The 13,946-nt window shown below is 48.7% G+C and carries 12 protein-coding genes; 1 reads left to right on the top strand and 11 read right to left on the bottom strand.

From position 1 onward, the window contains the following. Positions 1-63: 63 nt before the first annotated feature. The 3 genes from spoIID to G358_RS0102240 form a co-directional block, all read right to left on the bottom strand. The gene (spoIID, locus tag G358_RS32085) at positions 64-2,286 is read right to left on the bottom strand and encodes a stage II sporulation protein D (RefSeq protein ID WP_240479922.1); all 2,223 of its coding nucleotides are present in this window, start codon (positions 2,284-2,286) and stop codon (positions 64-66) included. A gap of 1,134 nt (positions 2,287-3,420) precedes the next feature. Then, positions 3,421-4,770, bottom strand: a complete 1,350-nt coding sequence (gene murA / locus G358_RS0102245) for a UDP-N-acetylglucosamine 1-carboxyvinyltransferase (RefSeq protein ID WP_019635578.1) — start codon at positions 4,768-4,770, stop codon at positions 3,421-3,423. Between the two features lie 333 nt (positions 4,771-5,103). Then, positions 5,104-5,355, bottom strand: a complete 252-nt coding sequence (locus G358_RS0102240) for a DUF1146 family protein (RefSeq protein ID WP_019635577.1) — start codon at positions 5,353-5,355, stop codon at positions 5,104-5,106. Between the two features lie 208 nt (positions 5,356-5,563). Here G358_RS0102240 and G358_RS0102235 point away from each other — a divergent pair, with 208 nt between their 5' ends. Next, on the top strand, positions 5,564-6,253 hold the full coding sequence (locus tag G358_RS0102235; RefSeq protein WP_019635576.1) for a copper homeostasis protein CutC: 690 nt from the start codon (positions 5,564-5,566) through the stop codon (positions 6,251-6,253). 211 nt (positions 6,254-6,464) lie between these two features. On the opposite strand, the gene G358_RS0102230 is transcribed toward G358_RS0102235, so the two are convergent. The 8 genes from G358_RS0102230 to atpB form a co-directional block, all read right to left on the bottom strand. Then, positions 6,465-6,890, bottom strand: a complete 426-nt coding sequence (locus tag G358_RS0102230; RefSeq protein ID WP_019635575.1) for a F0F1 ATP synthase subunit epsilon — start codon at positions 6,888-6,890, stop codon at positions 6,465-6,467. A gap of 63 nt (positions 6,891-6,953) precedes the next feature. Then, a complete protein-coding gene (gene atpD, locus G358_RS0102225) occupies positions 6,954-8,354 on the bottom strand; it encodes a F0F1 ATP synthase subunit beta (RefSeq protein WP_019635574.1) in 1,401 nt (466 codons plus the stop codon). A 416-nt stretch (positions 8,355-8,770) separates the two neighbouring features. Then, complete coding sequence (gene atpG, locus G358_RS0102220; RefSeq protein WP_019635573.1) at positions 8,771-9,631, bottom strand: ATP synthase F1 subunit gamma; 861 nt, start codon at positions 9,629-9,631, stop codon at positions 8,771-8,773. Positions 9,632-10,175: 544 nt separating this feature from the next. Continuing rightward, positions 10,176-11,690, bottom strand: a complete 1,515-nt coding sequence (atpA, locus tag G358_RS0102215; RefSeq protein ID WP_019635572.1) for a F0F1 ATP synthase subunit alpha — start codon at positions 11,688-11,690, stop codon at positions 10,176-10,178. A gap of 15 nt (positions 11,691-11,705) precedes the next feature. Next, positions 11,706-12,254, bottom strand: coding sequence for a F0F1 ATP synthase subunit delta (locus G358_RS0102210; protein ID WP_019635571.1), 549 nt, complete (start codon positions 12,252-12,254; stop codon positions 11,706-11,708). After that, positions 12,251-12,742, bottom strand: coding sequence for a F0F1 ATP synthase subunit B (gene atpF / locus G358_RS0102205; protein WP_019635570.1), 492 nt, complete (start codon positions 12,740-12,742; stop codon positions 12,251-12,253). The genes G358_RS0102210 and atpF overlap by 4 nt, the downstream gene beginning before the upstream one ends. Before the next feature lie 103 nt (positions 12,743-12,845). After that, the gene (atpE, locus tag G358_RS0102200) at positions 12,846-13,061 is read right to left on the bottom strand and encodes a F0F1 ATP synthase subunit C (RefSeq protein WP_420836040.1); all 216 of its coding nucleotides are present in this window, start codon (positions 13,059-13,061) and stop codon (positions 12,846-12,848) included. 101 nt (positions 13,062-13,162) lie between these two features. After that, positions 13,163-13,927 carry a F0F1 ATP synthase subunit A gene (atpB, locus tag G358_RS0102195; RefSeq protein WP_019635568.1) on the bottom strand — a complete coding sequence of 255 codons (765 nt, stop codon included), beginning with the start codon at positions 13,925-13,927 and terminating at the stop codon, positions 13,163-13,165. Positions 13,928-13,946 lie beyond the last annotated feature (19 nt).

Here is a 13,946-nt window from a genome sequence, read left to right as displayed (position 1 = left end):
CAATAACCAGTGTTACCGGGGAGGACTCTTTTATACTTCCATTAGTTTAATATTTTTAAAAAATTAGTTTTGCAATAGGCTGGAGGCTTGGGCAAAGGTTACGCCGGTATAATAGTGTTTAAGAATCTGGGTTGTCGTATAGCCCTGCTTCGCCATGCCGTTCGCTCCCCACTGACTCATGCCGACGCCGTGCCCGTTGCCATACGTAGTAATTTTTACGTCGTCTCCCTCCAAAGTCATGCTGAACTGAGCTGAACGCAGCCCAAGCTTCTCGCGCAGTTCACGTCCGGTAAAAGTATGCTCACCGATCGCCATCGTCTTTACGCTATGCCCTGTCGTATATGACTTGACCTGAAACAGCTCCGAGGCGAAAGCTGCCTGAGCTTTGCCGTCAGCTGAGGCCCCAATGGATGGAATGGACGGGTTGGACAGGTTGGACGAAGTGGCTAAAGCCGGGCTTTTCATCCCTAGTCTATCAAACAGTTCCTGTATGGGAATCTTGATCGTTTCTTTGAAGGAGGGATTGATCGTTTTTTCCCAAGGACTTGGCACGCTGCGCAAATAAGGAAGCTTTAGGGACCAGTATTCCTCGGAGTTCTCGGTGTAACCCCCGCTGGCTGAAAAAAAAGTCGCCGTGATCGGTTTGCCCTGATAGGTCATGACGATACCTTGCGTATCCTGAACAGCCTTGCGAAGTTTGGCCAGTTGCTCGCTTTTTCCGTTCTTCGTCCATTTGTCCAGTTCTGCGCGGTTCAGGTAAGCCTGATGATCGACCGTGTCGAGGACATCCGCCCCCTCTGCCGAAATACCGCTGCGGTCACCATCGGCGAGCCGGCGCACAATGAAGGTCCGGGCCGCTATCGCCTGCGCTTTGAGCGCCTCCAGCTCGAATTCCGCCGGCATTTCGGCGGCGAGGACGCCGGTCACGTACTGCTCGAGCGGCAGTGTCTCGATGCCCCCGGTGTGCGTCAGGTAGACGCTTACCGAGGGCAGCTCGCCCGCAGCCGGTGCCGCTGGCAGCTCGACAGCGGGCGGCACGGCCACGGCCGCGTCTGAGGCGGCGCCGTGCGATGCCGGCTGCGCTGCGCCGCGCGACTGCCCCGCCGTCAGGCCGGGGACGCCAGCGCCGGGGCCGCCGCCCGTGCCGCTGCGGCTGCCGACGAGCGCAGCCAGCAGCACGGCCGCGGCGGCCAGCGAGGCGAGCCCTGCGCCGAGCTTGGCACCGTTCCTTCCGCGATGGCGGAAGGAACGGTGCGCGCGCGTGCCGGCGGGGACGCGCACGCGTACGGCGCGCAGCGCGCGCGGCGCCGGCTGCGCAGCTTGGCGCGCGGGCTGCGGCGCTACTGGCTGCGCAGCGCTTAGCTGGCCCTGCAGGGCCGGCTTCGGCGCCTCTTGCAGCCACCCTTGCTTTGCTGCCTCTTGCCGCGGCTCCCCTTGCTGCGCCAGCTTTTGCTGCGGTGGCGCTTCTCGCACTGCCTGCACCCGCTCGCGCTGCGGTAGAGCTTCTCGCACTGCCTGCACCCGCTCTCGCTGTGGCACCGACAGTTGGTGCGCGTTGAGCAAGGCATCGCGCGATGCTTTCTGCGATACCTGTAGCGAGCCGTTCGGTGATGCATAGGATGCTCCGGGCAGTGATGCGTGTGAGGAGTCGTATAACGGCGTGTAAGATGATGCGTACGGTGCTCCATGTAATGATGATGTTTGTGACGATGATTTCTCCCCTCCCAGTAAAATTGCAGGCTGCGTTTGCGAAAATAAAAGGGAGGACTCTCCATCCTTCAAAACTGATTGTGATTCCGGGCAAAGCTGCGCTTGAAACTGCACATTGCTAGAGTCTGATTTAGATTGCTCATTATGAATTTGTGTCTCAGACTGCTCGTATCTCTTAGCAGAGTTGTACTCCAGCACTTGTCCCAACGAAGCTAGCGACGCGATTGGAGTCGTTTTACTCTTTGGCTTAAAACTATTCAAACTGTCCCGCCTCTGCCCGACTGGCCCTTCCGACCGGTGTTCGTCCTCACGTGACATCCCGCTTTCGTAAGAAAGAAAATTGAGATTTGCAGCAGATTCTGGAAGCCGTAATGCTTCCTGCTGTGCAGCCCCCTTTCTTTTTACGGAGTCTGGGAGCAATTCCCTCCCTATTGAGGTAAAAATCTGTTCTCTTTTATTTTTACGGGCCGCTAGATTAATAATTAACAAACCTTCCTTCGCCTTCATTTCCAAACCAAGTCTACCCCCATCCCGATTCATGCTGCAGTCGTACAGTTCTCCTCCTAAAAGAACCATACAACCCTAGCGTTTGAATTCGTTATACTTTTTGTTCGCTATACTTATAGATATGAGTTTCTTTTATCTACTAGAACCAAAAATGGGGTACAAGATAACCTCGCTCACTTCGATTACTTCGATTACTTCGATCACTTGATCACTTGATCACATTGGTCACATTGGTCACATTGATCACGTTGTTCACTCCGATTCACTTCAACGACTTTGTACCAAAGTTTAGATGGATTTGTTGATATTATTTTCCCTAATGAGGTCTTGGGTGGCGAATTAACTGGATTTCATGTCATTAGAATCGGCTTTAACGATAAAATCAGAAGAAAGTCTGTTTTTAGAGGCATGAAATCCAGTTGTTGTATATCCAGTACTGAATTTGCTACATTTAAGTACCAAAAATACAGTTACATCAAGTTCAATTATCACGTCCGAAACTTAGCATGCAGCATTGCAGCTCTGGACTCGCCGTGATTATCCCATTTCAGCAAATAAAGGATTCAGGGTCCGTTTCAGTACAACAGGAATTTACAATAACGATACAGGGCCTACCAGAGACTTAAGGAACTGTACAGAGATTATAGAGAGACTATACAGGTATTCAGATACTTGAGGCACTTGAGACGCTTAAGGTACTTGAGGTACTTGAGGACTTGAAGCACTTGAGGTACTTGAGGACTTGAAGCACTTGAGGCACTTGAGGCACTTGAAGCACTTGAGGCACTTGAGGCACTTGAGGCACTTGAGGCACTTGAGGCACTTGAGGCACTTGAGGCACTTGAGGCACTTGAGGCACTTCAGGCACTTAAGGCACTTAAGGCACTTAAGGCACTTGAGGCACTTAAGGCACTTAAGGCACTTGAGACGCTTAAGGCACTTGAGGCACTTGAGGCACTTGAGGCACTTGAGGCACTTGAAGCACTTGAAGCACTTGAAATACTTGAAAGAACTATAAAGGAACTACCCAAAAAGCTACTCTGGAACTATCGTCATTCCTGCATCATATCCAAGTCATTGCAAAAAAGACCATGTTACAAACACGGTCTTCCTTATTACAATATAAAGTAACTTTTATTATTTACAACACTCACGATTTAATTCATTCGCGTTCGCGATAAAATTCATAAAATTATTTCGTGTTTATGCCCAGGTAGGCTGGATGTTGAGCAGGGGCAGTTCATCCTGCAAACTCACCGAAGAGCGCTCGCTTTGTGCTGCGGACTCCTTCTCATCGACAGTGACCCGCCAAATGTCCGCTCCGAGACCGGACAGCTTCTCAGCCAAATTGACGTAGCCGCGGTCAATATGATGCGTACCGCTCACTTCCGTCGTCCCGTCTGCTACGAGGCCGGCAATGATTAGTGCTGCCCCGGCGCGCAAATCGGTAGCACATACTTTAGCACCGCTCAGTTTAGCCCCGCCAGTAATAATAGAGCTGCGGCCTTCCACCTTAATCTCCGCATTCATGAGCGCAAATTGCTCTACATGCATAAAACGATTCTCAAACACGGTTTCCGTTACGACGCTCGTACCTTCGGACACAAGTAATAGCGCCATCATTTGTGACTGCATGTCGGTCGGGAAGCCCGGATAAGGCAGCGTTTTGACATCAACGGCCTTAAGCGGTTTTTCCGCTATTACCCGCACACCATTCTCATGTACTTCAACCATTGCGCCCATTTCCTCAAGCTTGGCAATGACCGGGCCTAAATGATCAGCGATCGCTCCCTCAACAAAAACATTTCCACCCGTCGTAGCCGCAGCAATCATAAACGTGCCTGCTTCAATACGATCAGGAATTACGGTATGTTCAACACCGCGCAGCTTCTCGACACCCTCGATCCGGATAACGCCCGTTCCTGCACCGCGGACGATTGCGCCCATTCCGTTCAAGTAATTAGCGAGGTCAACGATTTCCGGCTCCTTCGCCGCATTTTCGATAACTGTCGTTCCTTCTGCCAGAGTAGCCGCCATCATAATATTCTCCGTTGCACCGACGCTGGCTACGTCCAAATATATTTTCGTACCGCGCAAACGCCCATTTGATTTCGCTTCGATGAAGCCCTGTCCCAGGTTGATCTCGGCTCCCATCGCTTCAAAGCCTTTCAAATGCTGATCAATCGGTCTTGTACCGATCGCGCAGCCTCCAGGAAGAGAAATTCGCGTGTAACCCGTGCGAGTCAGCAAAGGACCCATGACAAGAAACGATGCCCGCATTTTCCGTACCCATTCGTACGGGGCCTCACAATTCGCGATCTTCTGCGCATTGACCGTAATAACCTCACGATCATATGTAACGGTCGCTCCAAGCGATTCCAATACTTTATTAATGGTCATCACATCATCTAGCGGCGGGGCATCGCGAATTACGCTTACGCCTTCCTCCCCTAATAACGATGCTGCGATGATCGGCAGCACTGAATTTTTAGCTCCGCTAACTTTAACGTTCCCGGACAAAATATTGCCACCGCGGACGATAAATTTACTCATCTTGTTTCCCTCCGCGCGTTCATTTTCACCCTTATTTTCGATGCAAAATAAAGGCAACCCCGCTCATTCCCTAAATGTCATCATATCACCGGCAGCTTGCGGCGCACAAGGTTCTAAACATGTAGAAATAACACGAATTGTGAAGATTTTCGTCTTATTTATTAGCAATCATTAGATCTCCTTGGCATAACCCTTATTCACCATTGTTGACACAATGTTTTGATGTTATTCGACAAACTTCACGGTGTCAACCATAAGCATACAAAAAGTCTCTAAGACCATTTTTTGCACGCCCCCAATAGTCTAACACACTTATAACCAAAGACTTAGGAATTAAAACATATAGCCCAGCATCTGCGTATAGCCGATGTATTCCAAAATAAAACCAGCTACAAACCGTCCCAGCACGATAGCTAAAAGCACTTGAAGCAGTCTGCCTTGAGGCCCCTTCGGGTGACGTATGATCAAGTCGAGCCTAAGATTTTGCAGCGCCCACCAAGACATGACAATGCACGCCAGTGATACTAAGATGGACACCAAACCGTTTACACCGACTGAAGCCGGTACGGAGTCCAATGGATTCATATCAGCTTCCCCCCGCCTCGTTCTATAATTATGCAATCGTCCTTAAAAGGGTTAACACACTATAAAAATATATCGGTCTACATAATGCAAAACTATAAACCTTATATATCATACTTGCCCGAGACATAATAATCCAGCATTTCTTTTCACTTGCAATAACGTAAGCTATAATCAGATGATCGAAATGTATAGAAAGGAGTTGTCTGATGTGTTAGTTGAAGTTATTGCTTACACGTTAGGAGACGCGATACTGGCCGCTCAGCGCGGAGCCCATCGGCTGGAAATTATTACTGCCCCCCAAGAGGGCGGGCTGACACCAAGTTATGGGCTTGTCCAACAAATACTCGAGCATGTTAATGTCGACGTAAGAGTGATGATCCGCCCCCATAGTCGCCATTTTGTATACGATAAAGAAGACATCGCTACTATGTTACAGGATATTGCTCATTTTTGCCACCTGGGTGTCTCAGGATTTGTTATGGGTGCCTTGACTACGGATGGTGCTGTGGATGTAAATGCCCTTGATCGGCTGCTTGATGCTGCAGACGGTCTTCCAGTTACCTTTCACCGGGCATTTGATGAAATCAGCCGCTTCGCAGATGCAATTGATATTTTGAGCCGATATGACCAAATTACACATATCCTTACTTCAGGGGGACGTTCGTCAGCGCTGGACGCTGAGGACGATATCCTTGAACTGATCACTTTAGCCCGGCCGCAAAATATTACGATCATGCCCGGCGGAGGCCTTCACCCGGATGCTCTTGAAGCGTTTCTGAAACGAACCGGCGCAACAGAGTTTCATATGGGCTCTGGCGTTAGACAGGGTTACAATCTCCTCAATCCGATCGATCCGGATTTACTATACAAAGTTCTTCACATCACCGATCGGTTTTGATTAAAAAAAATCACAGACAAGAGCACATTAAACCATAAGTCTTATATAAAAGGTTCTTAAGAAATAACTTTTCGTCCGCCATTCGCTGCTATATCTAACAAATACTTCTAAAATTATGCCTGATTTTAATAAAATTTATCCGCTTGTACAACATGGATATAAAACAAAAGCCGAACACCTTGGTGTTCAGCTTTGTTTTATATCCGTTCTATCAGCTATGCTTTTTGATCTTCGCATTACCGGATACATCGATCCGTGTAATTGCTCGTTGCAGAGCTAGCTCAGCACGGCGATGGTCGATGCGGTCCTGATTTTTGCCCGCAGACAGTCTGCGCTCAGCGCGCTCTCTAGCAGCAACAGCCCGATCAACATCAATCGCTTCCGGAAGCTCGGCGCTTTCGGCAAGAACGATAACTTTGTCCTTTTGGACTTCAACAAAGCCGCCATGTACCGCAATTGTGGTTTCAGTACCACCGGATTTCGCCACAATTGGAGCAACCTGAAGCGGTGTTACCAACGGAATATGATGCGGCAAAATACCAAGCTCACCTTCTACTCCGCGAACGGTCAGGCTATCTATCTGCTCGGAGAACACCACATGGTCCGGGGTAACAATTTCCAATAAAAAGGTGCTCACTTGTCATCCCTCCTGTTCGTGGGACAGTTCATTTCTGAAGCATCCGAATGAACGGTGCATTAATTACAATGATTTTGCTTTTTCGACAGCTTCTTCAATCGTACCTACGAAGAGGAATGCCGCTTCCGGAAGCGAGTCATGCTTACCTTCCAGGATTTCCTTAAAGCTGCGGACCGTCTCAGCAATCGGCACGTATTTACCAGAAATACCCGTAAATTGCTCAGCAACGTGGAACGGCTGCGACAAGAAACGTTCAATCTTCCGTGCACGGGATACGATCAGCTTGTCATCCTCGGACAACTCATCCATACCGAGAATTGCGATGATATCCTGTAACTCTTTATAGCGAGCCAAGAGTTGTTTAACGCCTTGAGCTACGTTATAGTGCTCTTCGCCAACGATTTCAGGCGTCAAAATCCGCGAGCTGGATGCAAGCGGGTCAACCGCTGGGAAGATCCCCATCTCGGAAATTCTACGCTCCAGGTTTGTCGTTGCATCCAAGTGAGCAAACGTCGTCGCTGGCGCCGGATCCGTATAGTCATCCGCAGGAACATAAATCGCCTGAATGGAAGTAACGGAACCTTTTTTGGTCGAGGTAATCCGCTCCTGAAGCTGCCCCATCTCCGTAGCCAATGTCGGCTGATAACCAACCGCGGAAGGCATGCGTCCCAGGAGGGCGGATACTTCAGAACCTGCTTGAGTAAAGCGGAAAATATTGTCGATAAACAGAAGAACGTCTCGTCCCTCTTGATCACGGAAATATTCGGCCATCGTAAGCCCAGTCAAGGCTACACGCAGACGGGCTCCCGGCGGCTCGTTCATTTGACCGAACACCATTGCTGTTTTATTAATAACGCCTGAATCTGTCATCTCGTGATACAGGTCATTACCTTCACGAGTACGCTCGCCTACACCAGCGAATACAGAAATACCGCCATGTTCTTGAGCGATGTTATTAATCAATTCCTGAATCGTAACGGTTTTACCTACACCCGCACCACCGAAAAGGCCGATTTTACCACCCTTGGCATAAGGTGCCAGCAAATCGATAACTTTGATCCCTGTTTCCAGTATTTCGGATTGCGTCGACAGTTCTTCAAAAGTAGGAGGATCCCGGTGAATTGGATTTCTAACTTCCGTTGCTACCGCGCCTTTATTATCGATCGTCTCTCCAAGCACGTTAAATACGCGGCTGAGAGTGGCTTCGCCTACCGGAACAGAAATTGGAGCGCCTAAATCCACTGCTTCCATACCGCGTACTAGACCGTCTGTTGAGGACATGGCAATACAGCGGACAAGGTTGTCGCCCAAGTGATTGGATGCTTCCAGGATCAGGTCGTGACCGTCTCCCTGCGCGTCCTGTTTCACAATTTTAATAGCGTTGAATAATTCCGGAAGTTGCCCACGTCCAAACTCAACGTCAACAACCGGACCCATTACGCTAATAACGCGTCCTTTGTTCATTTTTGTGTTTTCCCTCCTTAAAGTTTTGCGGAGCTATGCTTCTACAGCAATTCTACGCAGCAAAACTGCCTCGAAAGCATATACCTAAGTTTTGCGGAGCTATGCTTCTACAGCAATACTACGCAGCAAAACTACTTCGAAAGCATATACCTAAGTTTTGCGGAGCTATCTTCTTCAGTGCATTACTACGCAGCAAAACTGCCTCGAAAGCATATACCTAGTTTCTAGGTTTCTCGAGCCACGCTCATCATCGCAATACTACGCAGTAAAACGGCTTTGAAAACCAACGCCCTGTTTGGCGTACTACGGCTTTCGCCTGAATTTTCAATATGCGGGCTGTTTTGACATATGTGTCGAAGCTGTTCCGTACTGTCTGAATTCCAGCATATCCGCAAACTATCCACGAAAAGAAAGTGTTAGCTCTGCGCGTTAGCGCCAGCCACAATTTCCGTAATTTCCTGGGTAATAGCCGCTTGACGAGCACGGTTATACGTCAGAGTTAACTCGTTGATCATTTTCGAAGCATTTTTCGTAGCGCTGCCCATTGCCGTCATTTTCGCGCCAAGCTCACTCGCTTTTCCTTCCAATAAAGCTCCAAAAATAAGCGTTTCGGCATATTTAGGAAGCAGAACCTCAAGTACGGCTTCAGGAGAAGGCTCATACTCATATTCCGCTGCTGGTCCGCCTGTTTCGACACTGTCGAATGGAAGCAAACGGTCAACTGTCGGCAGCTGGGTCATCGCATTAATAAACTTGTTATAGCAAATATAGACTTCATCAAACTGTTCTTCTTCAAAGCTCTGAACAGCCGCAAAAGCTAACGACTTAATATCGGCAAACTTGGGGATGTCGGACAGTTCAACGATATCCTTCACAACGGGAAGCTCCCGGCGATTGAAATAATCCCGGCCTTTACGCCCTATGACAAACAAACCGTACTCCGATTTGGAGGCGTGCTTCTCATTGATTACTTCCATCACTTTACGAATAATATTGGTGTTATATCCGCCAACCAAGCCACCATCAGCTGTGATCACAATATAAGCCGTACGCTTCACCGGACGAGTCACGAGCATAGGATGAGTAACGCCTTCCGTTCCGGCTGCGATGCTGGTCACGACTTCTTTCAACTTTTCCGCGTATGGACGGGAGGATTGCGCTCTTTCCTGCGCTTTTCTCAGTTTGGCTGAAGCGACCATTTCCATCGCTTTCGTAATCTGGCGAGTATTCTGAATACTTTTGATTTGACGCTTTATTTCGCGAATCCCTTTTGCCATGATTTCACCACCTTCAAACTTTGGCTAGGAGCCAAAGTTACTTCGAAAGCATACACTTAGTTTTGGCTAAGCCAAAACTCGCATCGTAAGCATAATCTTAACTTTGGCTAGGAGCCAAAGTTACTTCGAAAGCATACACTTAGTTTTGGCCAAGCCAAAACTCGTATCGTAAGCATTACCTTAACTTTAACTAGAAGCGAGAGTTTACTTTGAAACATACGCATAGTTCTGGCAACAGCCCTAAACTAGTACCTGCAGCTTATTCTCAAACTTTGGCTCATAGCCAAAGCCAGCTTGGCAAGCAGCCACTTATGGTAGGCACGGTCAAAACCGAATTACAATTAAGACCGAAGTCTGCCATAAGCAAGCAATTCAAGCTTTGGATGAGCCAAAACGAGCATTCTATGCTATAAGCATTCTATATATACGACCATCACGAATCAGCATCTGTGCAGCTGAGCTTCAGCCGTACTGAGCCTCAAGCGAACTGAGCTTAAAGTAAGCCGGGCTTACAGCCAAGCTTCAAGCCGATTCATGAAGCTTGTTACTTCGAAGCAGCAAAGCCTCTTTTAAACTTCTCAATTACCTCTTTAAGTTTCGTTTCGTTGTCCGCTGTCAAATCTTTCGTCTCACGGATCGATTGCAGCACTTCATCGTGCTGGCTATCCACGAAGGAGAGGAATTCAGCTTCAAAACGGCGCACATCGCCGAGTGGAATATCGTCGAGGTATCCTTTGACTGCTGTATACAAACTAATAACCTGCTTCTCAACAGAGAGCGGCTGGTTTACACCCTGCTTCAGGATTTCCATCATACGGGAACCCCGCGTCAGACGTGCCTGCGTCGATTTATCCAGGTCTGAACCGAACTGGGAGAACGCCTGCAGCTCACGATACTGGGCCAAGTCAAGGCGAAGTGTACCCGCTACCTTCTTCATCGCTTTGATTTGAGCGGAACCCCCTACACGGGATACCGAGATACCGACGTTAATCGCCGGCCGCTGACCGGAGTAGAACAAATCGGACTCCAGGAAAATCTGCCCATCCGTAATCGAAATGACGTTCGTCGGAATATACGCCGACACGTCGGATGCTTGCGTTTCAATAAACGGAAGTGCGGTAATCGAGCCGCCGCCCATTTCATCGCTCAATTTCGCGGCGCGCTCCAGCAAACGGGAGTGCAAGTAGAAAACGTCGCCAGGGAATGCCTCACGGCCCGGCGGACGGCGAAGCAAGAGAGACAGCTCACGATAAGCAGCCGCTTGCTTGGACAAGTCATCATAAATAATAAGTACGTGCTCGCCTTTGTACATAAAGTACTCAGCCATCGCTACACCGGCATAAGGCGCGATGTAAAGAAGCGGTGACGGCTCAGAAGCGGACGCGGTAACTACGATCGTGTAGTCGAGCGCTCCATGGCGGCGAAGCGTTTCAACAACGTTGACGACAGTAGATTGCTTCTGTCCGATAGCAACGTATACGCATTTTACGCCATTGCCCTTCTGGTTAATAATCGTATCGATCGCGATCGCGGTTTTACCTGTTTGACGGTCACCGATAATCAGCTCGCGCTGACCGCGGCCGATCGGAACCATGGAGTCGATCGCTTTGATCCCGGTTTGCATCGGCTCATGAACGGATTTCCGCTCAATAACACCCGGTGCATTGTTTTCTACGGGACGGAACTCTGTCGTATCAATAGATCCTTTACCATCAACCGGCTGTCCAAGCGGGTTGACGACGCGGCCAAGCAGTGCATCCCCAACGGGAACCTGCATAATTTGTCCGGTGCGTTTAACTTGATTACCTTCGCGAATTTCGCTATATGGCCCGAGAATAACAACCCCAACGTTGCTCTCCTCCAGGTTCAATGCAAGACCAAAAACGCCGTTCTCAAACTCGAGCAATTCGTTTGCCATGGCGTTTTCAAGCCCGTGGACGCGAGCGATACCGTCACCAACTTGAATAACGGTGCCGACTTCGGCCACTTCAATTTCTGATTTATATTGTTCGATCTGACTTTTAATCAGCGTGCTGATTTCTTCAGGTCTGATACTCAAGTTTTTCACCCCTATCTACAGTGCTTGTCTTCGAAAAGACTTCTCAAGCCGTTCAAGCTTCCCGGCCAAACTTCCGTCATACAGTGTATCACCGATACGGACTTTCATTCCGCCGAGCAGGTCTTTGTCAATCTCGTTCAGAACACGGATCTTTTTGTTGACTAATGCGCCAAATTCATCCGCGATTGCTGCCTTTTCCTCTTCATTCAAAGGGTACGTCGTATAGACAGTCGCTGTAGCGAGCCCAAAGGCATCCCCTGTAATTTTGATATAGCGGCTTAGCAATTCCGGAAAAATACCTGTCCTTCCCCGTTCCACAAGGAGCTTCACCAATGAAACAACAGGTTTGGAAAGTTTCCCTTCCAGCGCGCGCTCAAGCGCTCCCCATTTCACATCCTCCGAAATATTCGGGGCCGAAATGAACCTCTGTATATCTTTATCTTCATGAAAAGCATGCACGAGAGCTCTGATTTCCTGTTCAACTTCCAGCGTACGCCCTTCCTGCGCTGCAATTTCGTACAGGGCTTTGGCGTATCTGCCCGCTACAACAGCTTCGCGGCTCATGATTTACTACCTACCTCTTTAAGATATTGGTTCACAAGCTTCTCTTGTTCTTCCGGATTATTCTCGACCTCACGCTCAATCAGCTTGGAGGCAATGTTGACGGAGAAAGCACCAATCTCGCCGCGCAGCGCTTCGACGGCCTTGTTTCTCTCGGTCTCGATATCGCGGACCGCCTCGTCCTTCAGACGTACAGCATCCTGCTTCGCCTGTTCCAGCAAATCCCGAGCCTGTTTGCTGCTGCTTTGCTTCGATTGCTCAATAATTTCATAAGCTTCCTGACGTGCCTGGCTAAGAGCCTCTTTCTGCTCCTCGACATACGCGTTTGCTTGCTCTCTAGTTTGCTTAGCTTCTTCTAATTGTCCAAGTACCAGCTCGCGACGTTTCTCCATTACTGCAAACAGCTTGCCAAATGCAAACTTGTTCAGCAGCCAATAAAGAATCGCAAAGGCAAGCATGGTGATGATAATGTTCTCCCAAAGGACCTCCACGGATGTCACTCCTTTCCGTTAATAATAGTTTCTTATGCGATTTCTTGTGCTTAAAACGAAGGCGTGGATGGCATAGGCCCTCCCCGCCAAACCGAAACTATTATTAAGAAGAGAACATAATCAAGAACGCGATAACTGTTGCTGCGAGCGGAACAACCTCAACGATACCAACACCGATGAACATCGTTGTTTGCAGCTTGTTCGCTGCTTCCGGCTGACGAGCGATAGACTCAACTGTACTTTTTACGATCATCCCGTTACCGATACCTGCACCAAGTGCACCCATACCTACTGCAATAGCTGCTGCCAAATAAGTCAATCCCATCTTAAATATCCTCCTTTAATATGTTGCTTATTTAATAATTAGTAGTATTAGATCTCTGGCAGGAAGATGCCATGCGGCCTTTTCCCTAGAGTTTACTAATGCTCTTCCTCGTGAATCGTGTACTGTGAAATATAAACCATCGTCAAAATGGTGAAAATGTAAGCTTGCAGTGCGCCAACGAATATACTGAAGCCCTGCCAAATGCCCATAAATGGAATACCGAGGTAACCCATCTTGATGATAACCGCGATCAGAACCTCACCCGCGAAGATGTTCGCAAATAGACGAATAGCCAACGCGATCGGCTTGGACAAGTTCTCGATGATGTTCAGCGGCAAAAAAATGGGAAACGGCTCAAGGTAATGCTTGAAGTAATGCTTCCTATTGTTTTTGATCCCTAGGAAGTTCATTAAAATAAATACAACCAGTGCCAGTCCAGCCGTCACGGCAATATCAGCGGTCGGAGATTTCCACCACAGAATGTGGGCATGTTCCCCGGCTTGCAAAGTAGCCGTAGCTTCAATGACTTTCCCAAAAACCTTCTCCGGGCCATGCGCCTCAGTGATCACGCCTAGCGGCAACCCTAGTAGATTGGATACGAAGATGAATAAAATCAAGGTCAATCCCAAAGATATATAAGGCTTGCCCTTCTTCAAACTCATGGTACTTCCAACAATCCCTTGAACGAACTCAACGACCCATTCCATGAAGTTCTGCATCTTGGACGGATTCTCGACCGACAAATTCGCTACAGCTAATCGACATATGACGAATACGATGAGCATGCTTACCATTAGCATCATAACGGCGGATATATCCAGGTGAAATCCTCCAAGCATAATAATCGGTGCGTCATGCATTTATATGTATTCACCCCTT

It is taken from the genome of Paenibacillus fonticola DSM 21315, from assembly GCF_000381905.1.
In the GTDB taxonomy this organism is placed as follows: Bacteria; Bacillota; Bacilli; order Paenibacillales; family Paenibacillaceae; genus Fontibacillus; species Fontibacillus fonticola.
This window is presented reverse-complemented; position numbering and strand designations above follow the sequence as displayed.